This is a genomic window from Microbispora sp. H10836 (assembly GCF_012999525.1).
GTDB lineage: Bacteria > Actinomycetota > Actinomycetes > Streptosporangiales > Streptosporangiaceae > Microbispora.
Genome location: NZ_JABBWU010000022.1, coordinates 62,249 through 87,074 on the forward strand (window position 1 = coordinate 62,249; position 24,826 = coordinate 87,074).

23 protein-coding genes are annotated in these 24,826 nt (G+C 74.2%); 13 read left to right on the forward strand and 10 right to left on the reverse strand.

The genetic code is table 11. The annotated features are described in order from the left end of the window. The first annotated feature begins 42 nt into the window (after nt 1–42). The 4 genes from egtA to egtD are packed head-to-tail and all read left to right on the forward strand — an operon-like array spanning nt 43 to nt 4,170. On the forward strand, nt 43–1,167 hold the full coding sequence (egtA, locus tag HHX30_RS42120) for an ergothioneine biosynthesis glutamate--cysteine ligase EgtA (RefSeq protein WP_169986698.1): 1,125 nt from the start codon (nt 43–45) through the stop codon (nt 1,165–1,167). After that, entirely contained in the window at nt 1,164–2,474 is a 1,311-nt protein-coding gene (gene egtB / locus HHX30_RS32105) for an ergothioneine biosynthesis protein EgtB (protein ID WP_310742294.1), read from the forward strand. Before egtA ends, egtB begins: the two co-directional genes overlap by 4 nt. 4 nt (nt 2,475–2,478) lie before the next feature. Then, complete coding sequence (egtC, locus tag HHX30_RS32110; protein WP_169986700.1) at nt 2,479–3,180, forward strand: ergothioneine biosynthesis protein EgtC; 702 nt, start codon at nt 2,479–2,481, stop codon at nt 3,178–3,180. A gap of 9 nt (nt 3,181–3,189) precedes the next feature. Next, a complete protein-coding gene (gene egtD / locus HHX30_RS32115; RefSeq protein ID WP_169986702.1) occupies nt 3,190–4,170 on the forward strand; it encodes an L-histidine N(alpha)-methyltransferase in 981 nt (326 codons plus the stop codon). Between the two features lie 54 nt (nt 4,171–4,224). Here egtD and HHX30_RS32120 read toward each other — a convergent pair whose 3' ends face one another. The 3 genes from HHX30_RS32120 to HHX30_RS32130 form a co-directional block, all read right to left on the reverse strand. Further along, nucleotides 4,225–5,538 carry a HAMP domain-containing sensor histidine kinase gene (locus HHX30_RS32120; RefSeq protein ID WP_169986704.1) on the reverse strand — a complete coding sequence of 438 codons (1,314 nt, stop codon included), beginning with the start codon at nt 5,536–5,538 and terminating at the stop codon, nt 4,225–4,227. Between the two features lie 202 nt (nt 5,539–5,740). Then, complete coding sequence (locus HHX30_RS32125) at nt 5,741–8,158, reverse strand: ABC transporter permease (protein ID WP_211592871.1); 2,418 nt, start codon at nt 8,156–8,158, stop codon at nt 5,741–5,743. After that, entirely contained in the window at nt 8,155–8,913 is a 759-nt protein-coding gene (locus tag HHX30_RS32130; RefSeq protein WP_169986706.1) for an ABC transporter ATP-binding protein, read from the reverse strand. Before HHX30_RS32130 ends, HHX30_RS32125 begins: the two co-directional genes overlap by 4 nt. Before the next feature lie 125 nt (nt 8,914–9,038). Here HHX30_RS32130 and HHX30_RS32135 point away from each other — a divergent pair, with 125 nt between their 5' ends. Further along, complete coding sequence (locus HHX30_RS32135; RefSeq protein ID WP_169986708.1) at nt 9,039–10,277, forward strand: histidine kinase; 1,239 nt, start codon at nt 9,039–9,041, stop codon at nt 10,275–10,277. Then, on the forward strand, nt 10,265–10,912 hold the full coding sequence (locus tag HHX30_RS32140) for a response regulator transcription factor (RefSeq protein WP_169986710.1): 648 nt from the start codon (nt 10,265–10,267) through the stop codon (nt 10,910–10,912). The genes HHX30_RS32135 and HHX30_RS32140 overlap by 13 nt, the downstream gene beginning before the upstream one ends. A 55-nt stretch (nt 10,913–10,967) precedes the next feature. Here HHX30_RS32140 and HHX30_RS32145 read toward each other — a convergent pair whose 3' ends face one another. From HHX30_RS32145 to HHX30_RS32155, 3 genes are all read right to left on the reverse strand, one after another. Continuing rightward, on the reverse strand, nt 10,968–11,585 hold the full coding sequence (locus tag HHX30_RS32145) for a DedA family protein (protein ID WP_169986712.1): 618 nt from the start codon (nt 11,583–11,585) through the stop codon (nt 10,968–10,970). A 220-nt stretch (nt 11,586–11,805) separates the two neighbouring features. Then, the gene (locus HHX30_RS32150; RefSeq protein ID WP_169986714.1) at nt 11,806–12,453 is read right to left on the reverse strand and encodes a response regulator transcription factor; all 648 of its coding nucleotides are present in this window, start codon (nt 12,451–12,453) and stop codon (nt 11,806–11,808) included. Then, nucleotides 12,450–13,571, reverse strand: a complete 1,122-nt coding sequence (locus HHX30_RS32155; RefSeq protein WP_311922959.1) for a histidine kinase — start codon at nt 13,569–13,571, stop codon at nt 12,450–12,452. Before HHX30_RS32155 ends, HHX30_RS32150 begins: the two co-directional genes overlap by 4 nt. A 110-nt stretch (nt 13,572–13,681) precedes the next feature. Here HHX30_RS32155 and HHX30_RS32160 point away from each other — a divergent pair, with 110 nt between their 5' ends. Beyond that, nucleotides 13,682–14,785, forward strand: coding sequence for an alpha/beta hydrolase (locus HHX30_RS32160; RefSeq protein WP_169986716.1), 1,104 nt, complete (start codon nt 13,682–13,684; stop codon nt 14,783–14,785). 18 nt (nt 14,786–14,803) lie between these two features. Here the strand turns inward: HHX30_RS32160 and HHX30_RS32165 are convergent, their stop codons facing one another. From HHX30_RS32165 to HHX30_RS32180, 4 genes are all read right to left on the reverse strand, one after another. Next, on the reverse strand, nt 14,804–15,328 hold the full coding sequence (locus tag HHX30_RS32165) for a DUF6789 family protein (RefSeq protein WP_211592873.1): 525 nt from the start codon (nt 15,326–15,328) through the stop codon (nt 14,804–14,806). A 443-nt stretch (nt 15,329–15,771) separates the two neighbouring features. Continuing rightward, entirely contained in the window at nt 15,772–16,059 is a 288-nt protein-coding gene (locus tag HHX30_RS32170) for a hypothetical protein (RefSeq protein ID WP_169986718.1), read from the reverse strand. Nucleotides 16,060–16,167: 108 nt separating this feature from the next. After that, a complete protein-coding gene (locus HHX30_RS32175; protein WP_169986720.1) occupies nt 16,168–17,121 on the reverse strand; it encodes a glycosyltransferase in 954 nt (317 codons plus the stop codon). A gap of 60 nt (nt 17,122–17,181) precedes the next feature. Next, nucleotides 17,182–17,760 (reverse strand): HAD family hydrolase, encoded by a 579-nt coding sequence (locus tag HHX30_RS32180; protein WP_311922960.1) that lies wholly within the window; start codon nt 17,758–17,760, stop codon nt 17,182–17,184. A gap of 186 nt (nt 17,761–17,946) precedes the next feature. Between HHX30_RS32180 and HHX30_RS32185 the strand changes: the two genes are divergently transcribed. Genes HHX30_RS32185 through rfaE2 form a run of 6 tightly spaced genes read left to right on the forward strand, consistent with a single transcriptional unit; the run spans nt 17,947 to nt 24,800 of the window. Further along, nucleotides 17,947–19,587: a carbamoyltransferase C-terminal domain-containing protein gene (locus HHX30_RS32185; protein ID WP_169986722.1), complete on the forward strand. Its 1,641-nt coding sequence runs from the start codon at nt 17,947–17,949 to the stop codon at nt 19,585–19,587. Between the two features lie 8 nt (nt 19,588–19,595). Next, nucleotides 19,596–20,627, forward strand: coding sequence for a glycosyltransferase family 2 protein (locus HHX30_RS32190; RefSeq protein ID WP_169986724.1), 1,032 nt, complete (start codon nt 19,596–19,598; stop codon nt 20,625–20,627). Then, nucleotides 20,624–21,676 (forward strand): glycosyltransferase family 9 protein, encoded by a 1,053-nt coding sequence (locus HHX30_RS32195; RefSeq protein WP_169986726.1) that lies wholly within the window; start codon nt 20,624–20,626, stop codon nt 21,674–21,676. Before HHX30_RS32190 ends, HHX30_RS32195 begins: the two co-directional genes overlap by 4 nt. Beyond that, nucleotides 21,673–22,866: a glycosyltransferase gene (locus tag HHX30_RS32200; protein ID WP_169986728.1), complete on the forward strand. Its 1,194-nt coding sequence runs from the start codon at nt 21,673–21,675 to the stop codon at nt 22,864–22,866. The genes HHX30_RS32195 and HHX30_RS32200 overlap by 4 nt, the downstream gene beginning before the upstream one ends. Nucleotides 22,867–22,869: 3 nt before the next feature. Then, entirely contained in the window at nt 22,870–23,421 is a 552-nt protein-coding gene (locus HHX30_RS32205) for an SIS domain-containing protein (RefSeq protein ID WP_169986730.1), read from the forward strand. Beyond that, nucleotides 23,418–24,800, forward strand: coding sequence for a D-glycero-beta-D-manno-heptose 1-phosphate adenylyltransferase (rfaE2, locus tag HHX30_RS32210; RefSeq protein WP_169986732.1), 1,383 nt, complete (start codon nt 23,418–23,420; stop codon nt 24,798–24,800). Before HHX30_RS32205 ends, rfaE2 begins: the two co-directional genes overlap by 4 nt. Nucleotides 24,801–24,826 lie beyond the last annotated feature (26 nt).

Below are 24,826 nucleotides of genomic sequence, written 5' to 3' on the forward strand. Positions count from 1 at the left end.
CGGCACCACCGAGTCGGCAAACCTCGGCCCGTTGGGGGGCGAATGACCGACGTGCAGAACTACGCCCGGGACTGCTTCCGCGGAGTCACCTCCGACCGGCTGGGCGTCGAGCTGGAGTTCCTGGTCTTCGACGCCGAAGACCCCGCGCTCCACGTTCCCGTCGCCCGGATCGCGGACGCGCTCCCCACGCTCCCCGGCGGCAGCCGGGTGACGTTCGAACCGGGCGGGCAGCTCGAACTGTCCGCCCCGCCGGACGTCCTGCCTGACGCGATCGCGAAGCTCACCGCCGACGTCGGCGCCGTACGGCTCGCGCTCACCCGGGCCGGGCTGCGGCTGGGCGGCCGGGGCCTGGACACGCTCCGTCCGCCCCTGCGCCAGTTACGAGAGCCCCGATATGAGGCGATGGCCGCCTTCCTGGGCCGCCCGCACGGCCTCACGATGATGTGCTCGACCGCGTCCGTTCAGATCAACCTGGACTTCGGCGACGATCCCCGGGTCCGCTGGGAACGCGTCCACGTGCTCGGCCCGGTGCTGGTGGCGGCCTTCGCCAACTCGCCCGCGGGCGGATGGGCCTCGGGCCGCCAGGCAGTGTGGGGCAGGCTCGACCCGAGCAGGACCGCGCCCGTCGCGCGCGGAGGCGATCCGGTGGACGACTGGGCGCGTTACCTCCTCGACGCCCGTCTCATGCTGATCCGGGGGGACGGCGGCTTCCTGCCGGTCCTCGACGGCTCGGCGTTCCGGGACTTCGCCCGCGTGGCCGGGCGTCCCCCCGACGAGGACGACCTCGCCTACCACGCCACCACGCTCTTCCCGCCCGTGCGCCCCCGGGGCTGGCTGGAGGTGCGCTACCTCGACGCACAGGGGGCCGCCGAGTGGCCCGTGTGCGTGGCCGTCGTCCACGCGCTCGTCACCGACGACCGGGCCGCCGGAGTCGCCCTCGAAGCGGCCCGGCCGGTCGCGCACCGGTGGTCGGACGCCGCCCGGCTCGGTCTCGCCGACCCCGAGCTGCGCCGGTCCGCCTCCGTCTGCTTCCGCGCCGCCGCCGAGGCCCTGCCCCGCCTCGGGGCCGAGCCCCGGCTGGTCGCCCGGGTCCGCGCGTTCGCCTCCCGGCACATCGAATCCGGCCGATCGCCGGCCGCCGACCAGATGGAGGAGATGTACGCGTGACCGATCTCGACGCCGTCCTGGGCAACGCCGGCCCGACCGGACTGAAGGAGCGGATCGCGGCCGAGCTCGAGGCCGTACGCGAGCGCTCGCTCGCCTACACCGACACCGACGACGACATGCTCGTGCGCCAGCACTCGCCCCTGATGTCGCCGCTGGTCTGGGACCTCGCGCACGTCGGGAACTACGAGGAGCTGTGGGTGCTTCGGGAGGTGGGCGGCATCGAGCCGCTGCGCCCGGAGATCGACCACCTCTACGACGCGTTCAAATACCCGCGCAAGGACCGGCCCTCGCTGCCGCTGCTCGGCCCGGCCGAGGCCAGGAAGTACATCTCCGGCGTACGCGGCCGGGTGCTCGACGTCCTCGACCTGGTGGACCTGACCGACCCCGCCCCGCTGCGGTCCGGCGGCTACGTCTTCGGGCTGGTGCTGCAGCACGAGCACCAGCACGACGAGACGATGCTCGCCACGCTCCAGCTGTCCCGGCGGCCCGGCCTGGTCCGCGACGGGGAGCTGCCGCCGGGCCGGCCCGCCGGTGAGCCGGAGGTGCACATCCCCGCCGGGGTCTTCACGATGGGCACCGACACCGTGGCCTGGGCGTACGACAACGAACGGCCGGCCCACCGGATCTACCTGCCGGGCTACTGGATCGACCGCCGTCCCGTCACCAACGGGGCGTACCTGGAGTTCGTCGAGGACGGCGGCTACCGCGACCCGCGCTGGTGGCTGCCCCAGGGCTGGGAGTGGGCCGAACGGACCGGCGTGGAGGCCCCGCTGTTCTGGATCCGGGACGGGGACACCTGGTGGCGGATCCGCTTCGGCCGGGAGGAGCCCGTGCCGCCGGACGAGCCGGTGCAGCACGTCTCGTGGTACGAGGCCGACGCGTACGCCCGGTGGGCGGGCAAGCGCCTGCCGACCGAGGCCGAGTGGGAGAAGGCGTGCGGGGGCCGCACGTATCCCTGGGGTGAGGCCGACCCCGGCCACCTCGGGCGCTGGGCCAACCTCGGCCACCGCGCCGCCCGGCCCGCGCCCGCCGGGGCGTTCCCGGACGGCGCGAGCCCCTACGGGGTGGAGCAGCTGATGGGGGACGTGTGGGAGTGGACGGACTCCTGGTTCCAGCCCTATCCCGGCTACCGCTGCTTCCCCTACGAGGAATACAGCAAGGTCTTCTTCGGGGAGACCTACCGGGTGCTGCGCGGCGGGTCGTGGGCCACCCACCCCTCCGCCGTGCGCACGACCTTCCGCAACTGGGACTACCCGATCCGGCGGCAGATCTTCGCCGGGTTCCGCTGCGCGCGCTCGGAGGACTGAGGGGATGTGCCGCCACGCGGCGTGGCTGGGCCCGGCGCGGTCCCCGGCCTCGTTGATCAGCGACCCGGAGCACGGGCTGCTGCGCCAGTCGTATGCGCCGCGCATGCAGAAGTTCGGCACGGTGAACGCCGACGGGTTCGGCTTCGGCTGGTACGACGGCCCCCGGCCCGTCCGGTACCGCCGTACGGTGCCCATCTGGGCGGACGCCAACATGCCCGGCCTCGCCGCGGCGGCGCGGTCGTCCTGCCTCATCGCGGCGGTCAGGTCGGCCACGGCCGGCATGCCGATCGAGGAGAGCGCCACCGCGCCGTTCGCCGACGGGCCCTGGCTGCTCAGTCACAACGGCCGGGTGCGGCGCGAGGCCGTCAGGCCCCTCGCGGCCGACGCGGAGAGCGTGTGCGACTCTGCGTGGCTGGCCGCGGCCGTGTTCACCCGGTTGCGGGACGGCCTGCCGCTCGCCGGCGTCCTGGCCGACGTCGTCCGCGCGGCGGCCGAGGGCGACCGCGAGGCCCGGCTCAACCTACTCGTCACGGGAGGTTCGCACCTGGCCGCCGTCGCGTGGGGCGACACGTTGTTCACGCACCTGGAGCAGGGGGTGCTCGTCGCGAGCGAGCCGCTGGACGACCGGCCGGGCTGGCGGGCCGTGCCCGACCGGAGCCTGCTGCTCGCGTCCCCCGACGGCGTTTCGGTGACACCCATCGATTGAGAGGCGACCATGGTTACCGATCATCTCGGCGGCGACTACCCGCGCCAGGCTCTGGAGAACGACGTACGCGCCGGGCTCACCTCGTCACCCAAGTGGCTGCCCCCCAAGTGGTTCTACGACGAGGCGGGCAGCGAACTGTTCTCCCGGATCACCCGGCTGGCGGAGTACTACCCCACCCGGCGCGAGCTGGAGATCCTGCGCCGCCGCGCCGTCGACGTCGCGGGCCTCAGCCGCGCCGACACGCTCGTCGAGCTGGGCTCGGGCACCAGCGAGAAGACCGTGCTCCTGCTCGACGCGATGGCCAACGCCGGGACGCTGCGGGCCTACACGCCGGTCGACGTCGACGCCGTCACGCTGGCGGCCGCGGTCGAGCGGCTGGCCGTACGTTATCCGGGCCTGGACGTGCGGCCGGTCCGCGCCGACTTCGAGCAGCACCTGGCGCTGCTGCCCAGGACGGGCAGGCGGCTGGTGGCCTTCCTCGGCGGCACGATCGGCAACCTGCCGCCCGCCGCGCGGGAGGTGTTCCTCAAGGAGTTGCGCGCGACGCTGCGGCCGGGCGACACCCTGCTGCTGGGCACCGACCTGGTGAAGGATCCCGTCCGCCTGGTGAAGGCGTACGACGATCCGGGGGGTGTGACGGCCGCCTTCAACCGCAACGTACTGCACGTGCTCAACCGGGAGCTGGACGCCGGGTTCGAGCCGGAGGCGTTCGAGCACGTCGCGCTGTGGGACGAGGACAACGACTGGATCGAGATGCGGCTGCGGGCCACCCGGCCGATGGAGGTCCAGATCAGAGCGCTCGGCCTCACGGTGGCCTTCGCCGAAGGCGAGGAGATGCGGACGGAGATCAGCGCCAAGTTCCGCAGGGAGGCGGTGCTCGACGAGCTGTCCCGGGCCGGGTTCGCGGTCTGCCGCTGGTACACCGACAGCGCCGGCGACTTCGCGCTGACCCTCGCCGCCGTGCCGGCGCCGGGGAGGCTCGCCGGCTGACGGCGCCCGGCCCGCCGGACCGGGGTCAGGGGGCCCGGGGGTCAGGGGCCGGGGTCAGGAGCCCGCGGGCAGCGGCAGGCGCAGGACGAAGCGGGCGCCGCGCGGGGAGTCCTCGACCCGCAGCGTCCCGTGGTGGGCGTCCGCCGTGACGCGGCACAGGGCGAGGCCCAGCCCGGTGCCCTTCGGGTCGCGGCGGCGCCCGTCCTTCAGCCGGACGAACGGTTCGAAGACCCGCTCGCGCTCCTCCGGCGCGATGCCATCGCCGTCGTCGAGCACGGTGACGACCGCCTCGTCGCCGGCCCGCTCGACCGTGACCGCCACTTCGCTGTACGCGTGCCGTTGGGCGTTGACCAGCAGGTTGGTCAGCACGCCGCATAGCTGGACCCGGTTGCCCAGCACGGTCACCTCGTCCTTGACCTCGGTCCGCACGGGCACGCCGTCGGTGCGGGCTGCGGCCTCCTCGCGCGCGAGCGCCCCGAGGTCGACCGGCTCGGGTTCGGCCGTCGCGGCCGTGCGGACGCGGGCGACCGTGAGCATCTCGTCGATGATCGCCTGGCATCGCTCGGTGGTGCGCACCGCCGTCCGGATCGTCTCGTACGGATCGGTCTCCTCGCGGTAGAGCAGGGCCTCCTCCAGTTGCGTGCGCAGCCCGGCGAGCGGGGTCCGCAGCTCGTGGGAGACCATCGAGGCGAAGTGCCGCTGCTGGCGCACGGAGGTGTCGAGGCGCTCGAGGAAGTTGTTGGAGGCCCGGGCGAGCTCGGCGATCTCGTCACGCCCGGACGGCTGGGGGACCCGCAGACTCAGATCACGCACGCTGATTTCCGTCACCCTCTCGCGAATCTCTCTGACCGGACGCAGCGTGCGCCCCGCGGCACGCCAGCTCGCCCAGGTCCATCCGGCGGTCATCAACAGCACTCCGATCGCGATGAACAGCTCCAGCCGCCGCGAGGCCAGGAGGCCGGGCTCGGTCCTCCCGGCGTACACGGCGTGCGGCTCGCCGTTCCAGAACAACCGGGACTGCACCGGCAGAACCCGTACGGCGGTGAGCGCGACGCACCGGCCCTTGTCCGGGCACTCGATGCGGTACTGCAGGCGGTCCTGCCCGGTGGGGAAAGGGGAGGTCAGCGGGGGCCTGCCGCTCGCCGCCCGGCTGGCGGTGATCACCCGGTTGCCGGAGTCGACGAGCTGGACGAGATCGTCGCGAGTCGCCGACGGCGCGGGGATGCCGTTGGGGCCCATCGAGGCGATCCAGTCGGTGGCCACGCGCTGCGTGTCCATGAAGAGATGGCTGTGGATCCGGTTCCGGATGGCGATGTCCAGGCCGGCCCCGATCACGGTGAGGACGACGAGGGAGACGATCGCACTCATCAGGGCGGTCCGTGCCTGGATCGAGCGTAGGCGTAAAAGGTTGGGCATGCGCCCGCCCGTCATGAACCCTCCCTTGTCGTGCGTAATGCAATGCTGAGGAAAAAAAGGTTAATAAGAGATGTCCGGAATCAGGGCCATCCGCACGCTTTGGATCACAACCCTTGCTGTTTCACGGTGAAGCGTTGACGTTTTCTTTGCCTGATCATGCGTCTGGCCTGGTAGACGGCATTTGATCCGCTCTTGTCGGTCTTTTACGATTAGTGGCATAAGTGTTAAATGTGACAAAAGTGCTCGAAGTGGTGGCCAGGGCGAGACATAGGGCGACGATCGCCCCCGCGGCCGGCCAGGGGACGACCAGGGGGACGGCGCCCCCGGCCATTTCCGCCAGCCCGGCGCGCATTCCCAGCAGTGCGGGAACGGCCACCGCGAAGCCGAGCACGGTGCCCGTCCCCGTGACGAGGGCCGCCTCGGCGGCGGTCGCCGCGATCGCCTGCCGCCGTGTCGCGCCGGTCAGGCGCAGGACCACGACGTCGCGGACCCGCGCCGACGCCGCCATGACCTGCGCGTTGACGATCGCGAGGCCGGCGTAGCCGGCCGAGACCCCGACCAGCAGGAGCGTGAACAGCCAGACGAGCCGGTCCTCCTCCGCCTGCTCGCCGGCCGCGCGGTCGGCGACGCTCACCGTCTTCGCCCCCAAGCCCGGGAAGGCGCGTCCGGGCGGCCCGGACACGTACGCCTCGGGGGTCAGCGCCGACGGGTCGTGGGCGCGGAGCGTGTCCCTGGAGACCAGCACCTCCGCCGGAGCTTCGGCCAGGACCGCCGTGACCCGCAGGCGTACGGTCCGGCCGTCCTCGAAGGTGATCGGCACGCGGTCTCCCGCCCGCCAGCCGTGATCCCGCGCGGCCCATCCGGCGACCGCCATCGCGTCGCCGTCGAGACCGCCGAGGTCGCCGCCGGGGTCGGCGCCGCCGAGCGCGGCGAGCGGCCTGTCGCCGTACACCGTGGCGGGAAGCGGGGCGGTGGCGGCCGAGGCCGCGCGCAGCGCCGCGTCCGGGAGGCCGGGGGCGGTGTCAGGCACGAGCACCGCGGTCGCGCCGCCGCCCGCGGCCCCCTCCACGGTGTACGCCGCGGCGGTCGTGCGCACCATGCCGGTGACGAGCACGGCGAAGCCGACCGTGAGCAGCACCGGGGCCGCGGTGGCGGCGGTGCGCCGCACGGCCGTCGCCGCGCCGCGCCCCGCCAGCGTGCCCACCGCCGACCTCGCGATCGGCCACGCGAGAGCCCGGACGAGCGGCGGGACGACGACGGGCGCGAGCAGCGTGAGCCCGGCGATCAGCGCCATCGCGGCGAGCAGGACGTCGTTCACCAGCGCGTCCTCCCGGGCGGAACCGCTCGCCACCGCCATGGCCAGGCCACCGGCCACGGCCACGGTCCCCGCGATCCACCGCGTCCGCGTCATCGGCCCGCCGCCCGCCGCGTGCTCGCGCAGCGCCTCCAGGGGACGGACCCGGGCGGCCCGGCGTGCCGCCGACCACGCGCCGAGCAGGGCCGCCGCGGTCCCGGCCGCGACCGCCCCCGCAGGCGGCCACGGCGTGAACCGCACGCCGAACGAGGACGGCTCGACGCCCGCCGTGACGAGCACCTCGCCCACCGCGGGCGCGACGGCCGCCCCCAGCAGGGTCCCGGCCGTGGCCGCGACCACGCCGACGGCGAGCGCCTCGCCGTACACGATCAGACGGATCTGCCGCGGGGTCGCCCCGGCCGCCCGCAGCAGACCGAACTCACGGCGCCGCTGGTTCACCCGGAACGCGAAGGTGGACGCCACCAGGAACACGGACACGAAGCCGCCGAGCAGCGCCATCGCGGTCAGCACCTGCATACCGATCCAGCGGGTCCGGGCGTCGGCGGCGGATTCGGCCGCCGCCCGGTCCGGTCCCGCGAGCACCCGGCCGGATTCGCCGGCGACCCCGCGTACGGCACGCGAGACGGCGGCCCGTACCGCGGCGAGATCGGCCCCAGGCCGGACGAGCAGCCCGACGACCCGGACACCGCCCCCGAGCCGCCCGGCCTCGCCGTCCGACACGTACGGCCCGGGGCCGTCGGTGAGGCCGGTGACCGTGTACGGCGCCGGTCCGCGTGCCGTGAGCAGGGTGACGGGCGAGCCCGGCGCGAGCCCGAGCGCCCGATCGAGCACCACCTCTCCGGCGCCGACCGGCGCCCGGCCCGCCACCAGCCGGTACGGCGCCAGCGCGGCGACGCTCCAGCTCCGGGCCTCGTGCGCGCCCGCCGGCCTGCCGCCGACGACGGCCTGGGCGTAGAAGGCGCGGTCGGGCACGGCCGCCGCGACGCCGGGCACGGACGTCAGCGCGCGGACCAGCGATCCGGCGGTTTCCGGGGACCAGGGCCGGTGCTCCCTGAAGGCGTTCTCCTCGCCGGGCGTGCCGGGGGCGCGTACGAGCAGGGGCGCGGCGGCGTACCGCTCGGGCACGCGCGGACCGGCGGAGGCCAGCAGCAGCGTGGTCGCGGAGAGGATCACGGTGCCGAGGCACAGCGCGACGAAACCGCCCACGAGCCCCGTCCACCGGCCACGCAGCAGGGAGCGCTGCAGGGCGAGGCTCAACACGCCTCCTCCAGCAGGGTCATGCGCGAGGCGATCTCGGCGGCGCTCGACCGGCCCAGCTCTTCGGCGAGCCGGCCGTCCGCCAGCAGCACGACCCGGTCCGCGTACGCCGCGGCGGCGGGGTCGTGGGTGACCATGACGACGGTCTGCCCGCGGGTGTCCACGAGCCCGCGCAGAAGTTCCATGACCGTGCGCGACGTGGCGCTGTCGAGCGCGCCGGTCGGCTCGTCGGCGAAGAGCACGGCGGGCTCGGTTCCTTTTGACCGGGCGATGAGCGTGCGGGCGATCGCGACCCGCTGCCGCTCGCCGCCGGACAACTCGGCGGGCCGATGCCCGGCCCGGTGGGCCAGACCGACCTCGCCCAGCGCGTCGCGCACCGAGGCGGGAGCGGGCCGGCGGCCGGCCAGGAGCAGGGGCAGCGCCACGTTCTCCTCGGCGGTGAGCGCGTCGACCAGGTTGTACTCCTGGAAGACGAAGCCGACCCGGTCCCGGCGCAGCAGGGTGAGCGCCTTCTCGTCCAGAGGCCCGAGGTCGATGTCGTCGATCAGCACGGTCCCGGCCGCCGGACGGTCGAGCCCGGCGGCGCAGTGCAGCAGTGTGGACTTGCCGGAGCCCGACGGCCCCATCACGGCCGTGAAGGTCCCCCGGCCGAAGCCGAGGGTCACGCCGTCGAGAGCGGTCACCGCGCCCGGCCCGGTGCCGTACACCATGCGGACCGAGTCGAGCAGGACCACCTGCCCGGTTGTCCGTGTCATGTCGGTTGGCGTCATGCCGCTCAGCCAAGCGGCGGCGGGCCCGCGAGACATTGGCGCTGGGGCGAGAACCGAAGGTATTCCCAGCACTACCGACACCGGCGCGTCCAGCGGCTAGCGTCGATGCCGTGGCCGCCCCCGTCCTCGTCCCCGCCGTCGCCCCCGCAGCCCTCGCGCCCCGGACCGCGCTGGACGCGCTCGCCGGGCCGCCGGGCCGCTTCCTGACCTCCGTCTGGCCCTGGCGCTCCCTGGCGTACCTGCTGACCGGGGCCGTTCCGGGGTTCGCGTTCGGCACCGTGCTGTCGTCGGCGCGGGCGGTGGGCGACGTCGCGGGCGCGATCACCGCCGTGCCGGTGGCCGCTCTGGTGGCCGCCGCGCTGCTGGTGCCCGTGGCCTGGTTCGAGCGGTGGCGGCTGCGGCTCGCGGACCGGCAGCCGGTGCGCGGGCTGCCGGGCGGCAGGTGGCCGGGGTGGCGGGAGGCGGGGCACGCCCTCGTGGCGCTGGTCGTGCTCGGCTGGGTGGACCTGCTGGTGGCGGTGGTCGCGATCGCCGGGCCGGCCGTGCTGATCCTGTCTCCGGTCGTGCAGCCGATCAGCCCCGAGGGTGAGGCCACGCTGGGGGAGACCTTTATCGGCTCGGCCGCCGGACTGCTGCTGGTGCCCGTGGCCGCGTACACGGTCAGCGCCTGGGCGGGCGCCCGGGCGGCGATGGCGCGGGCGATGCTCGTGCCGCAGGAGGCCGAGACGCGCGAGGTCGCCCGGTCCCGGGCGCGCCTCGTGGACGCCTTCGAGGCCGAGCGCCGCCGGATCGAGCGCGACCTGCACGACGGCGCACAGCAGCGGCTGGTGGCCCTGTCGATGAAGCTCGGCCTGGCCGGGCTCGACCTTCCGCCGGGCTCGCCCGCGGCCCTGCGGCTGGAGGAGGCCCGCGAGCTGGCGGGCCAGGCGCTCGCGGAGCTGCGCGAGCTGATCCGCGGGGTCCATCCGCAGGTGCTCGCCGACCGAGGGCTGCCCGCCGCCGTACGCGACGTCGCCGGAAGGTCGCCGGTGCCCGCGCGGGTGGACATCGCACTGGACGGGCGGCTGCCCGCCAGGGTGGAGGCGGCGGCCTACTACGTCGTCTGCGAGACGCTGGCGAACGTGGCCAAGCACAGCGGCGCGCAATCCTGCACGGTGCGCGGCCGGCTGCGCCGGAGCGTGCTCGTGCTGGAGGTCGCCGACGACGGGCGCGGGGGAGCGGACCCCGCGCTCGGCACCGGCCTGACCGGGCTCGCCGACCGGGTGGCGGCCGTGGAGGGCACGCTCAGCGTCGAGAGCCCGTACGGCGGCCCGACCACGGTCAGGGCGGAGATCCCGTGCGTGTGGTGATCGCCGAAGACTCGGTGCTGCTCCGGGAGGGCCTGGCCGGCCTGCTGGAACGCTTCGGGCACGACGTCGCGGCCGCGGTGGGCGACGCGCCCGCGCTGATCGCGGCCGTCGCCGAGCAGGACCCGGACGTCGTCATCGCGGATGTGCGCATGCCCCCCGGCTTCGGTGACGAGGGGCTGCGGGCCGTGCTGGAGCTGCGGGCGGCGCGGCCGTCCCTTCCGGTGCTCGTGCTCAGCCAGTACGTCGAGCAGACCTACGCGGCCGAGCTGCTCGACCAGGCGGGCGCCGGGGGCGTCGGCTACCTGCTCAAGGACCGGATCGGCGACGTCGCGCAGTTCGCCGGCGCGGTGACGACGGTCGCGGGCGGCGGCACGGTGATCGACCCGGAGGTGGTCAGGCAACTGCTGCGCGGGCGCGGTGACCCGCTGGCCCGGCTCACGCCGCGCGAGCGCGAGGTCCTCGCCCTGATCGCGGAGGGCCGCTCCAACGCCGCGATCGCCCGCGCGCTGTTCGTCTCCGAGGCGGCCGTCGCCAAGCACATCGCGAGCATCCTGGCCAAGCTCGACCTCCCCCCGGACGCCGACGACCACCGCCGGGTGCTCGCCGTCCTCGCCTACCTCCGCGCCGCCGTGTGAGCGGGGCCCGGCGGCCGGCGCCGCCGGTGCCCGGGCGTGAGCCGTGACGACAGGGTCAGGCGGACGTGCGCGCGGGAAGACGTTCCGGGGAGAGCCGGAGGGCGCGTCGTCTCCTGAGCCATCTCACCAGCTCGACGACCATGGCGATCGACAGCGCGATGCCGAGACCGAGGAGCAGGCCCTTGATCGGGTCGTTCTCGAACGCCATCCCGCCGAAGAAGCCGATCAGCCCGGAGTACACCGCCCACGAGCCCGCCGCGATCGCGTCGAAGAGCGTGAAGGAGCGCAGCGGGTGCCGTACGGCGCCCATGGTGAGCGTGGTGGCGGTGCGCCCGCCGGGGATGTACCTGGCCACGACCAGGACGAGACCGCCCCGCTCGGCCAGCGCGTTCCGCGCCCAGACGAACGGCTTCTTCTCCCGCAACCTGCCCGCCGATCTGTTTCCGATCAGGTAGGAGATGTGGTCACCGGCGCAGGCGCCGAGCGCCGCGACCAGGATGACCAGGGCCAGGTTGGTCTCGCCCGACGCGGCGAACACCGCGGCGGTGATCACCGAGGTCTCGGCCGGCACGACAGGGAAGAACCCGTCGAGCAGCGCCAGGGCGAAAAGCGCCGCGTACAACCAGGGCGACGACATCACCTGCTGCACCAGGTCGAGGAGGGCGTGCGACATCAGCGTGACTCCGATCGTTGGAACCCATACACCGTGTCGGCCCGGGAGCATCGGGGACATCCGGGAGATCCCGGATCGGACGCGGGCCCATCCCCCACAGGGGTCAGGGCCGACACCCCATGAAGTTAGGCACTCCGCAGGTCACGGCACATCGGACGATCGGCGGGCGTCACCCCCTACCTTCGTATGCGAAGCCCGGCCGGGCGACGGGACGCCGGCGTCAGGCGAGGTCGGCGTCGTGCACGAGGATCGCCGCCTGCACCCTGTTGGCCAGGCCCAGCTTGGCGAGCAGCCGGCTCACGTGCGCCTTGACGGTCGGCTCCGACAGCTTCAGCTCCCGCCCGATCTCGGCGTTCGACAGGCCGCGTGCCAGCGCCCTGACCACGTCCTCCTCCCTCGCCGTGAGTGCGGCGAGCCGCTCGCGCGCGACCTTGGCGCGCGAGGGCGCCTTGTGCACGAACGAGCCGAGGAGCCGCTTCAGCACGGCGGGGGAGAGCATCGCGTTGCCCTCGGCGACCGTGCGGACCGCGGCGATCAGCTCACGTGGCTGGGTGTCCTTGAGCAGGAACCCCACGGCGCCGAGACGCAGCGCCTCGTGGACGTACTCGTCGAGGTCGAAGGTGGTCAGCATGACCACCTTCGGGCCGCCGGCCGCGCCCAGGAGCCGCCCCGCGGCGGTCAGGCCGTCCATGCCGGGCATCCGCACGTCCATGAGCACGACCTCGGGCCTGAGCCGGGCGGCCGCGCCGATCGCCTCCTCGCCGTCGCGGGCCTCGCCCACGATCACCACGTCGCCCGCCGCTTCCAGGATCATCCGCAGCCCCGACCTGACCAGCGCCTCGTCGTCGACGACCAGTACGCGGATCATGCGGCGGGAATCCTCGCCAGCACCTGGAAACCCTTCCCACGCGGGCCGGCCTCCAGGGTGCCTCCGAGCAGTTCGACGCGTTCGCGCAGGCCGACCAGTCCCCAGCCGGACCCCGGTAGCGCCCCGCTCTTGGGGGACGGCGCGTTGCGGATGACGACCTCCAGCCCGGCGGGCAGGTACCGGACGAGCACGTCGGTCTCGGCGCCGTCCGCGTGCTTGTGCACGTTGGTCAGCGCCTCCTGGACCACCCGATAGGCGGTGCGTTCTGCGGACTGCCCGAGCGTGCGGGCCGGGCCCTCGTCGCGCCGGTTGACCACGAGGCCGAGATCGCGGGACTGCGCGAGCAGCCGGTCGAGGTCGGCCAGCGTGGGCTGCGGGTCGCGGGAGGCGTCCGGCGAACGCAGGACGCCGAGCACCTCGCGCAGGTTGGTCAGCGCCTCCCTGCCGACGTCGCCGATCAGAGCGGCCGCCTGGGCCGTACGCTCGTCCGGCGCGCCGACCTCCAGCGCGCCGGCGTGCAGGACCATCAGCGACACCCGGTGCGCGACCACGTCGTGCATCTCCCGCGCGATGCGGGCGCGTTCCTGGGCGCGTGCCTGCTCCGCGCGCAGGACCTGCTCCCGCACCAGCTGTTCGGCCTGCTCGCGCATGGCGGCGAGCACCTGCCGCCTGGCGTGGCTCCACAAGCCGGCCACCAGCGGAAGCCCGACCAGCGCACCGCCCAGGATGAGCACGTTGGGCGAAGAGCCCATCGCCAGCGCCCGGTGGCCGCCGCCCAGAGAGGAGACGACTCCGCCCAGCGCCCACACGGCGGACGCTCCGGCCGCGTAGAGCCACAGGGCCCGGCGGCGCCCCAGGTGAAGGCCCGCGTAGTAGGAGGCCACGACCGCGGCCGGCCACATGGCGAGCCAGACGTAGCCGACGGCCGCCACCACGGTCACCGGCCACACCGAACGCCTGGCGACGATCGTGGCCGCCGCCCCGGCCGCGGCGACCGCCAGGGCCACCGGGGCGGGCAGCGTCGTCGCGACGCCGGCCCAGCCGTACGCGGAGCCCGCGCAGAGCAGGAACACCGCGCCGCCGAGCACCCACGGCAGGGCCCGATTCAGGATGTTCACGATCAGAGGCTATTGGGGCGTCCGGCGGAGCGACCCCCTACGAAAGTCGCGTACGTCGCGTGACCTTCGCAGGGGACGGTACGGCAGCGCCGCCCGGCAGGGTGACGGGCATGAAGCATCTCGTGATCGCCGGCGTGATCGCCCTGGCTCCCCTGACCGCTGATACCTCTGCCGCCCCCGAGCCCGTCCTGCCCGCTCCGACCGGGCACTACGCGGTCGGACGGTCCGACGTCCATCTGGTCGACTCCCACCGGCCCGACCCCTGGGTCGACGGCAGGCCGCGGGAGCTGATGGTCTCCCTCTGGTATCCGGCCGCGAAGACGAAGGGCACGGCCGCGCCGTACGTCACCCCGCAGGAGTCGGCGCTGATCCTCAAGGGATTCCCCCAGCTGAAAGACCTCCCGCCGGACACGCTCACGAAGACGAAGACGTACGCCCGCGCCGGCGCGCCCGCGCTGCCGAACAAGGGCGGATGGCCGCTGGTGGTCATGTCGCCCGGCATGACCATGCCACGGGCCACGCTGACCTCGCTGGCCGAGGAGTTCGCGAGCCGGGGCTACGTCGTCGCGGGCATCGAGCACACCTACGAGTCGGTCGCCACCACGTTTCCCGACGGCAGGACCGTCACGTTCGAGGCCGGTGCGGGTGGTCAGACCCCGGAGCTGGGGGAGAAGGTCGCCCGGGTGCGGGCGGCGGACACGACCTTCGTACTGGACCGGCTGGAGCGGACGAGGCGCTGGAACCGGCTGGTCGACGAGAGCAGGATCGCGATGGTCGGGCACTCGGCCGGCGGCCAGAGCGCCGCCCACCTGCTTCCCGTGAGCGACCGCATCAAGGCCGCGGTCAACCTGGACGGCTCCTACAACCCCACCACCCCCGCCAAGCCGATCACCAAGCCGTTCATGATGATCGGCAACCCCCGGCAGCAGCCGGTCACGAGCGGCGCGCCGAGGTCGTGGGACCTGTTCTGGCCCCATGTCACGGGAGACTGGAAACGATGGCTCATCGTCACCGGTGCCGAGCACGTGAGCTTCGTCGACTACGCCGTGCTCGCTCCGCAGCTCGGCATGCAGGTGTCCCCGATCAACGGTGAGCGTTCCCTCCAGATCACCCGGGACTACGTCACCGCCTTCCTCGACACGCACCTGAAGGGCAAGCGGCGGCCCCTGCTGGACGGGCCGTCGGCGAAGTATCCGGAAGTCGGCTTCCGGTAGCCGGACGAGGGGGCCGGATCAGCGTGCGGAGACCGGCTGGGGGGTGGGCAGGACGCGCCGGACCTGTTCGCGCACGCGGGGAGCGATCTCGGCGGTCAGCGGCGCCTTCTCGGTACGCAACCGGTTGAGCGCGAGGGCGAGCGCGGTGCCCCACAGCAGGTGTCCCGCCAGCAGCGCGGCCTGGCGTCCCATGCGGTCCTTCGGCACGGGCGGGTGCGCGCCGATGCTCGGCGCGAGGCCCTGGCAGCCGAAGTACCACACCAGCAACCCGTACGCCGTGCCGATCGGGACGGGCACCCGCTGACCGGCCGACAGCAGGCCGAGCATGGAGCCGCAAGAGGAACCGAACGCGAAGTGCGCGATCGTCCCGAGCACGTTCTCGCCCCTCCTGGGCTTGTCACGCCCGGGAAGGGTCAGCCGCGCGAACCGCCGCGGCGGCGGCTCCTCCATCAGGCCGGCCCTGTCCGCGGCCATCAGCATCGCGCTGTACATGGCCGTCGCGAGCGCGCCGCCGACGGCGCCGTTCACCAGGTTGCGCATCATGAGGAGCCTCTTCCCACCCTGGCTGGATCACCTGCCCTCGCGGTGCCCCGTTCTCGGTAAACAATCAAGGCTCCGCCTCGACCGGCGTGGCTGTCGTGCGTCGTCCGGCCGCGGCGCCGCCTCGGGGGCATCCGGCGGCCGGGCTCCGGCGTCCCCTCCTGTGATCCCTCACACCGCGTCCGGAGGACCCATGTCCCAGCCCACCGTGAGCTGCTTGTTTCCCGGCGCCCCGCAGGGTCGCGAGCTGGCCGACCTGCTGCTGCCCCGGCTGGCGGCACGCGGATGCGACGTGAGGGAGCGCGTTCTCACGCCGGCGGAGTTCGCCTCCGCGTGCTGGAACGACGACGTCTTGATCGTGGACGGCACCGTCGACGGGGACGGCGGCGCCCCCGACGTCTACGGCGTGGCGAGCGCCCTTCTGCGGATCACCCTCGCAGGGACGGTCACAGGCCGACGAGCCTGCGGAGGATCCGGCGGATGGCGCCAGCGCGCGACTCGGCGGCGGACGCGGGTCCGGTCTCCGGATCAGGGGTGCCCACGCGGACGGGAGCGACCGCGGAGCCGGGCTCGGTCCGTACGAGCCGGCAGCCCAACGACATATAAGCGGCCAGTTGGTCGTAGTAGATGCGCCCGGTGACGAATTTGTCGTCTTCCACCGTCCACATCCCGCATCCCGTCCAGCGGACGGGGTGGCCGGTGCCGGGGATCTCGGTGCCGTCCGGAAGCCGCATCCCCGCCGTCTGGCTCCCCGAGGTGACCCATTCGACGGCGACGGTGTCACCGTGGACCTAAGGCCTTCTCCAGGAACGCCATAGGCGATGGGCCGGCCCGTGAACGGGTCAGGCCGGGACGATCGAGGTGAGCAGGCGGTCCCAGTCGGCGAGGAAGCGGTCGAGGTTGTAGTGGGCCAGCGCGGCCGCGCGGGCCGCCTTGCCGGCCTGGACGGCGAGTTCGGGCTCGCCTGCGAACCGGTCGAGGGCGCGCAGCAGGGTGGGCAGCTTCGTCGAGACGACCCCGGCCTCCGGCGGCACCGCTTCCACGGCCTCGGTGGTGGCGAGCGCGACGATCGGCATGCCGATCATCATGGCCTCGATGAGCGACAGGCCGAGCGAGGTCCAGCGGTAGGGGTGCAGGTAGACCCGCCGCCGGGCCAGCTCGGCGTGCATGGCGGCCTGAGGGAGATCCTCGAACGCCTCCATCTCCCTGTCCAGGCCGAGCTTGGACGGCAGGTTCGTCACCTTCATGCCGAACACGTCGAGCGGGGCCGTCGCGGCGAACGTGGGCAGCAGGTCGGTCCCCGCGACCCGCCAGCGCCTGATCGGCTCGTTGACGACCACGCCGGCGCGGGCCAGCTCACCGGTGTAGAGGTAGCCGGGATCGACGACGCCGTGCTCGATGACATGGGTCGGGGCACGCCCGGAGTCCCAGAACAGGTCGTTGAAGTGGGTGACGTGGACGAGCGGGATGTCGTCCCGGTCGGCCAGCGGGTGGCGGCTCTTGGGCACGTCCCCCGCCGGGGTGTTGTGCTCCACGTAGACGCCGGGCACGTCGCGCCCCAGCCACTCGCGGGCCAGGTCGATCTCGTGCGGCCGCTGGTAGACGACCACGTCGACGTCCTCGGCGGCGAACCGGTCGTACGGGACCTCCCGCACGCTGCCGGGCCAGGGATAGGTGTCGGCCCGGCCCCGCCCGTCGGGACCGCGGTCGGGGGTGAGCGGCACCAGATACTCGTGCGCCCCGTGCACGAAGGAGGTGGTCCACGAACCGTGGACGTGCCAGACCATGATCTTCATCGCGTCGCTCCCCGTCCGTCGTCCTGCCGGCCTCGGAACACCGTGCCTCCTGCCGCTGCCTCACCCACCTGCCCTGGTCATGCCCTCCTCATCCTCAGCTGTGAGCTGAATTCCCCCGAGCACCAGGTCGATCGCCGCGGCGAGGTCGGACGCCACCTCGGGGGCGGCCGCCACCTCCTCCGCCAGCGTCACCGGGGTCGGCACGAGAATGCCCCTCGCGCCGGCGGCGCGGGCCGCCTCCACGTCCCGACCGATGTCGCCGATCACCACGCAGTCCTCCGGAGGGACGCCGAGCCGCCGGGCCGCGCGCAGCACGAGGCCGGGCGCGGGTTTGCGGCAGTCGCAGCGGTCGCCGTCGTCGTGCGGGCAGATCTCCCACACGTCGAACGGGCCGAGCAGGGCGTCCACCCGGTCGTTCACCGCCCGGAGGGCCTCCGGCGCGATGATGCCCTTGGCCACCCCGGACTGGTTGGTCACGACCCCCACCGGGATGCCCTCCGCGCGGAGCCGTGCGAGCGCCTCCCGGGCCCCCGCGACAGGGTCGACGCGATCAGGGTCGGAGTTGTACGGGACGTCATGAATGATCGTTCCGTCACGGTCGAAGAGCACCGCGGCGGGCCGGCGGGCGGGATCTTGCACGGGCGACCTCCTGTGCGAATCGCCCGCCGGGCTACCCGTGGGACAAAGCGGCAAACAGCGGCCGATAGTTACGCAGAGTAGCAGTTATTGAGTGCATCACCCACATACGTCGACTTCTCTACAAAGGAGTGTTTAGTAGCGCTTCTCTCGGTAACCAGACCTCCACTGCGCAACGGAGGGAAACCGATGCGGTTCTTGGGGATAAACGCGATCTTTCATGATCCAGCCGCCGCGCTGGTCGTGGATGGTGAGGTGATCGCCGCAGCGGAAGAAGAGCGCTTCAGCCGTCGCAAGCACGGCAAGCGTCCGGTCCCTTTCTCCGCCTGGGAACTGCCCGAGCTGGCCGCCGCGTGGTGCCTCGAACAGGCCGGCCTGCGGCCCGAGGACCTCGACGGCGTCGCCTACTCCTACGACCCCGCGCTCGTGGTGCCCGGAGGGCCCGGACAGGACGAGCGCTGGGAGGACCTGCGCACCGCCTACGCCCGCCGCGCGCCCAACTTCCTGGCCACCGCGCTGCCGGGTCTCGACGCCGCCCAGGTGCGGTTCGTCCCCCACCACATCGCGCACGCCGCGTCGGCCGGGCTGGCCGCGCCGTACCGCGAGTCGGCGGTGCTGGTCTGCGACGGCCGCGGCGAGGCCGTCTCGCACCTCGCCGGGCACTACCGGGACGGCGAGCTGACCGTCCTCGCGAGCCAGGCGCTGCCGCACTCCCTCGGGCTCATGTACGAGGACCTCACCGAGCACCTCGGGTTCCTCCGGTCGAGCGACGAGTACAAGGTGATGGCCCTCGCCTCCTACGGCGAGCCGCGCTTCCTGCGCGAGATGCGCGAGCTGATCCACACGACGGGCGACGGGGGCTTCCGGGTCGAGCCGATCGACTGGAGCGTCTACGCCAAGGGGCTCGGCAAGGGCGAGAAGTGGACGGCCGACCACGCCGACCTCGCGGCGAGCGTCCAGGTCCGCCTGGAGGAGGTGCTGCTCGACCTCGCGAAATGGCTGCACGAGCGGACCGGCGCCCGCTGTCTCGCGATGGCCGGAGGAGTGGCGCTCAACTGCGTGGCCAACACCCGGCTGTTCGCGGAGGGCCCGTTCGAGGAGGTGTGGGTGCAGCCCGCGGCGGGCGACTCGGGCACCGCGCTCGGGGGAGCGCTGCACCTCGCGCAGGCGAGCGGCGACCCCGTCACCCCGATGCCCGGCGCCGACCTCGGCAGGAGCTGGAGTGACGAGGAGCTGCGCGCGTGGCTCGACGTGGCGCGGGTGCCGTACGAGCGCCCCGCCGACCTCGCCGCGACCGTGGCCGCCGAGCTCGCCGCCGACCGCGTGATCGCCTGGTTCCAGGGACGCGCCGAGTACGGACCCCGGGCGCTCGGCCGCCGGTCCCTGCTCGCCCACCCCGGCGACCCCCGCAACACCGAGCGGCTCAACGACGTGAAGGGGCGCGAGCAGTTCCGCCCCATCGCCCCGATGGTGCTGGCGGAACGCGCCTCCACGATCTTCGGCAGGGGCCCGATGTCGAGCCCCTACATGCTGTTCGTCCACGACGTGCGGCCGGAGTGGCGCGACCGGATCCCCGCGGTCGTCCACGTCGACGGCACGGCCCGGATCCAGACCGTCGAACGCGGGCGCGACCCGCTGCTGGCCCGGCTGCTCGAGGAGTTCGAGGCCCGCACCGGGCTGCCGGTGGTGGTCAACACGAGCCTCAACACGGCCGGCCGCCCGATGGTCGACGACCCCCGCGACGCGCTGGAGTGCTTCGGCTCCGCCCCGGTGGACGTGCTCGTCCTGGGTCCGTACGTCGTGCGCAGGGGGGCGGTGTTCGCCGGATGACGACAGAGATGACCCGGAAGACGAACACGGCGCCGCGCGGAGAGACGGGGCCGGCGGTCACGGTCGTCATCCCGACGATCGGCCGGCCGAGCCTGGCCGCCACACTCGCCGCCGTCGGCCCCGCCCATGGTCACGGGCCCGAGGTGATCGTGGTGGACGACCGGCCGGGGGAGAGCCCGGAGCCGCTGCCGGTGCCCGATCGCGTACGCGTGCTCAGGTCGGGCGGGCGGGGCCCGGCCGCCGCGCGCAACGCCGGGTGGCGGGCCGCGACGACGCCGTGGGTGGTGTTCCTCGACGACGACGTGGTGCCCGGCCCCGGCTGGGTGCGCGCGCTGACGGAGGATCTCGCCCGCCTGCCCGAGGACGTCGGCGGGAGCCAGGGACGGCTGGAGGTGCCGCTGCCCGCGGGCCGCCGCCCGACCGACGCCGAGCGCAACACCGCCGGCCTGGCCGGCGCGCACTGGATCACCGCCGACATGGCGTATCGCAGGACCGCCCTGGAGGCGACCGGCGGGTTCGACGAGCGTTTCCCGGGGGCGTACCGCGAGGACGCCGACCTCGCGCTGCGCGTCGAGCACGCGGGGTTCTCACTGGTCAAGGGGGAGCGGCTGACCCGCCATCCGGTGCGTGACGACGGCTTCTGGTCCAGCGTGCGCTTCCAGCGCGGCAACGCGTCGGACGCGCTCATGCGCCACGTGCACGGCCGCGACTGGCGGGTGATCACCGGCGGCCATCCGGGCAGGCTCAAGCGGCACGCCCTCACCACCGGCATGGGCCTGCTCGCGCTCACGCTGGCCGCCACCGGGGGGCGCCGGAGGCGGCTCGCCGCCGCCGCGGGGCTCGCGTGGCTCGGCCTCACCGCCGAGTTCGCCTGGGCCCGCGTCGCCCCGGGTCCGCGTACGCCGGAGGAGATCGTGCGCATGGCCGTGACCAGCGTGGTGATCCCGCCGGTGGCCTGCGCGCACCGGATCGCCGGCGAGGTGAGAGTGCGGACAGCCGAGGTGCGGACAAGCGGGATGCGGACGGGGAGGCGCTCGTGATCGGGACCGCTCTGGTGGTGCGGCCCGACAACGCGGGCGACGTCCTGCTCGCGGGGCCCGCCGTGCGCGCCGTCGCCGCCGGGGCGCGGGAGGTCGTCCTGCTCGCCGGCCCGTACGGCCGGGCCGCGGCGGAGCTGCTGCCCGGCGTCGACCGCGTCCTGGAGTGGCGCGCCCCGTGGATCGACCCCGACCGGGTGCCGATGACCTCCGAGCACGCGGCCCGCCTGGTGGAGCAGATCCGCGCCGTCGGCCCGGACGTGGCCGTGATCTTCACGTCCTTCCACCAGTCGGCGCTGCCGACGGCGCTGCTGCTGCGGCTGGCCGGGGTGCCGCGGATCGCCGCGATCAGCGAGGACTACCCCGGCTCCCTGCTCGACGTGCGTCACGTCGTGGACGAGGGCGTGGACGTCCCCGAGCCGGAGCGGATGCTCGGCCTCGCCCGCGCGGCCGGCTTCGACCTGCCGCCGGGCGACGACGGGCGGCTCGCCGTACGCGGGCCGCTGCCGGACGTGGAGTACCTGACCGGCCCGCCCGGCCACGTGGTCGTGCATCCCGGCACGACCGCGCCGGCCCGGGCCTGGCCCGCCGAGCGATGGGCGGAGGCGGTCGAGGCGCTGCTGGCCGCCGGGGAGCGGGTCGTCGTCACCGGCAGCCCGGGGGAGCGGGCGCTGACCGCGCTTGTCTCCGGCCCCGCCCTGGACCTCGGCGGGGCGACCACGTTCGCCGAACTCGCCGCCGTGCTGGCCGGGGCGTCGGCCGTGGTGGCCGCCAACACCGGCCCCGCCCACCTCGCGGCGGCGGTCGGCACGCCCGTGGTCAGCCTGTTCGCGCCGGTCGTGCCCGCCGCCAGGTGGGCGCCGTACGGCGTGCCGGCGGTGGTCCTCGGCGACCAGGGCGCCCCCTGCCGGGGGAGCAGGGCGCGGATCTGCCCCGTGCCCGGGCATCCGTGCCTGACCGCGGTCGGCGGCGAGCACGTCGTGGACGCCGTCCGCCGCCTGGCCACGGCGGAGGTGACGCTGGGCGAGGCGGTGAAGGAGGGGGTGTCATGAGGATCGCCCTGGTGTCGGAGCACGCGAGCCCGCTGGCGAACCTCGGCGGCGTGGACGCCGGTGGGCAGAACGTGCACGTCGCCGCGCTGGCCCTGGCCCTCGCGGAACGGGGCAGCGAGGTCGTCGTGCTCACGCGGCGCACCTCCCCCGACCAGCCGGACGCCGTGCCCATGGCTCCCGGCGTCACCGTCGAGCACGTGCCGGCCGGGCCGGCGGAGCCGCTGCCCAAGGACGAGCTGCTGCCGTACATGCCGGAATTCGGGGCGGATCTGGCCCGCAGGTGGAAGGCCGAGCCGCCCGACGTGGCGCACGCGCACTTCTGGATGAGCGGCCTCGCCACACTGACGGCGGCGGAGCCGCTCGGAATCCCGGTCGTGCAGACCTACCACGCGCTCGGCACGGTCAAGCGGCGCTGGCAGGGCGAGGCCGACACCAGCCCGCCGAGCCGGATCGCGATCGAGCGCGACATCGGCCGCCAGGCGGTCGCGGTCGTCGCCACCTGCTCCGACGAGGTGCGCGAACTCGTCGCGATGGGCGTGCCGCGCGACCGGATCGCGGTCGTGCCGTGCGGCGTCGACCTCGGCCTGTTCCGCCCCGACGGCCCTGTCTTCCCGCGCGGCGACCGGCCGAGGGTGCTGAGCATCGGCCGCATGGTGCCGCGCAAGGGGGTGGACACCGTCGTCCGCGCCCTGCGCCACGTGCCGGACGCCGAGCTCGTCATCGCGGGCGGCGACCCGGGCGACGAGGAGAGCGCGCGGCTGCGCACGCTGGCCGGCGGTCTCGGCCTCGGCGACCGGGTCCGGCTGATCGGCAGCGTGAGCCGGCCCGAGGTGCCCGGCCTCATGCGCTCGGCCGACGTCCTGGTCACCGTGCCCTGGTACGAGCCGTTCGGCATGGTGCCCCTGGAGGCCCTGGCCTGCGGGGTGCCGGTGATCGCCTCGGCGGTCGGCGGTCACCTCGACACCGTCGCGGGATGCGGAGTGCTCGTGCCGCCCCGGCGGCCGCGTGCGCTGTCCCGCGCGCTCGTCGACCTGCTGACCCGGCCCGACCTGCGGGCGGCACTGTCGGCCGCCGGGGCCCGCCGGGCCCGGGCCCGCTACGGCTGGCCCAGGATCGCCGAGCAGACCGAGTCCGTCTACCGAAACCTGGCCGGCGGGTGCCTTCGCACCCTCGCCGCCGCGGGAGGCTGAGCGATGCATCCTCACCTGGCCCGGCTGAGCACCGCGCTGACGGCGGTGGACCCGGAAACACCCAAGATCCACGCCTGGGGTTACAAGCTCGCGGCCGTGCTCAGCGGCGGTGGGCGGCTGCTCGCGTGCGGCAACGGCGGCTCCGCGGCCGAGGCGCAGCACCTCACCGCGGAACTGGTCGGACGCTACCGCGCCGACCGCCGGCCGTACGCCGCGATCCCGCTGCACGCGGACACCTCGTCGCTGACCGCCATCGGCAACGACTTCGGCATGGCCGAGCTGTACGCGCGGCAGGTGCGGGCGCACGGCCGCCCCGGCGACGTGCTGATGTGCCTGTCGACCAGCGGGACGAGCCGCAACGTGACCGAGGCGGCCGAGGCCGGGCGCCAGTGCGGCCTGACGACCTGGGCGCTGACCGGCCCCGGCCCGAACCCGCTGGCCGAGTTGTGCGACGAGGCCCTGACCGTGCCCGCGGACGACACCGCGACCATCCAGGAGGTGCACCTCACGGTGATCCACATGCTCTGTGACGTGATCGAAAAGGCAGCGGTGTGAGCGGACCACTCGTCATCGTCGGAGACTCCCTGCTCGACGTCGACGTCGAGGGGACGGCCGACCGGCTGTGCCCCGACGCTCCCGTCCCGGTCGTGGAGGGGCAGGCGGAGCACCACCGGCCGGGCGGGGCGGGCCTCGCGGCGCTGCTGGCCGCCCGTGACGGCACCCGGGTCGTGCTGATCACCGCCATGGGCGACGACCCCTCCGGCCGGTGCCTGGAGGGCCTGCTGTCGCCCGCCGTCGAGATCGTGCGGCTGCCGCTGCGGGGCACGACCGTGCGCAAGACGAGGGTCCGCGCCCGCGCGCAGACACTGGTCAGGATCGACACCGGTGACGGGCGGGCGATGGGACGGCCCGGCCAGGTGGCCTCCGCCTCCGCGTTCGCCCGCGCGGCCGACGCCCTCGCCTCGGCGAGCGCGGTTTTGGTCGCCGACTACGGGCGCGGCGTGGCCGACCTGCTGCGCGAGCCGCTGCGCGGCCTCGACGTGCCGCTGGTGTGGGATCCCCATCCGCGCGGGTCGCTGCCCGTGCCGGGATGCGCGCTGGTCACGCCCAGCGAGGCGGAGGCGCGCGGGATGTGCCACGAGCCGTACGTCTCGCCGGAGCGCACCGCCCGCAGGCTGGTGCGCGACCTCGACGCCGAGGCCGTCGCGATCACGCTGGGGGAGCGCGGCGCGATGCTGGCCCGCCGCGGCGGCAGGTTCGGGCCGGTCCCGGTGCCGCACGTCGCGGCCGGGACGGACGCCTGCGGCGCGGGCGACCGCTTCGCCGCGGCGGCGGCGCTCGCCCTCGCGGACGGCGCGTACACCGAGGACGCCGTCGCCCGCGCGGTCGGCGAGGCCACCAGGTTCGTGGAGGAGGGCGGCGCCGCCGCGCTGCGCCTGCCGCGCCCGGCCGCCGAGTCGCCGGTGCCGTTCCCGCCCGGCGCGTCCGCCTTCGAGGTGGCCGCCGCCGTACGCGCCGCCGGGGGCCGCCTGATCGCGACCGGCGGGTGTTTCGACCTGCTGCACGCCGGGCATGTGAGCCTGCTGCGGCGGGCCCGGGCGTTAGGCGACGCCCTGGTGGTCTGCGTGAACTCCGACGACTCGATCCGGCGGCTGAAGGGCCCGAGCAGGCCGCTGGTGAGCGAGCGCGACCGGGTCGAGGTGCTGCGCGCACTCGGCTGCGTGGACGCCGTGACGGTCTTCGACGAGGAGACGCCGTCGCAGGTCATCGAACGGCTGTACCCGGACGTGTGGGTGAAGGGCGGCGACTACGACGAGCGGTCGATGCCCGAGGCCGAGGCCGTGCGCCGGACCGGCGGGGAGGTCGTCATCCTGCCGACCGTGCCCGGCTACTCCACCACCGGCCTCATCGCCGCCGCCCAGGCCGCTTCGTGACAGCGGCCGCTCATGGAAAGGGACTT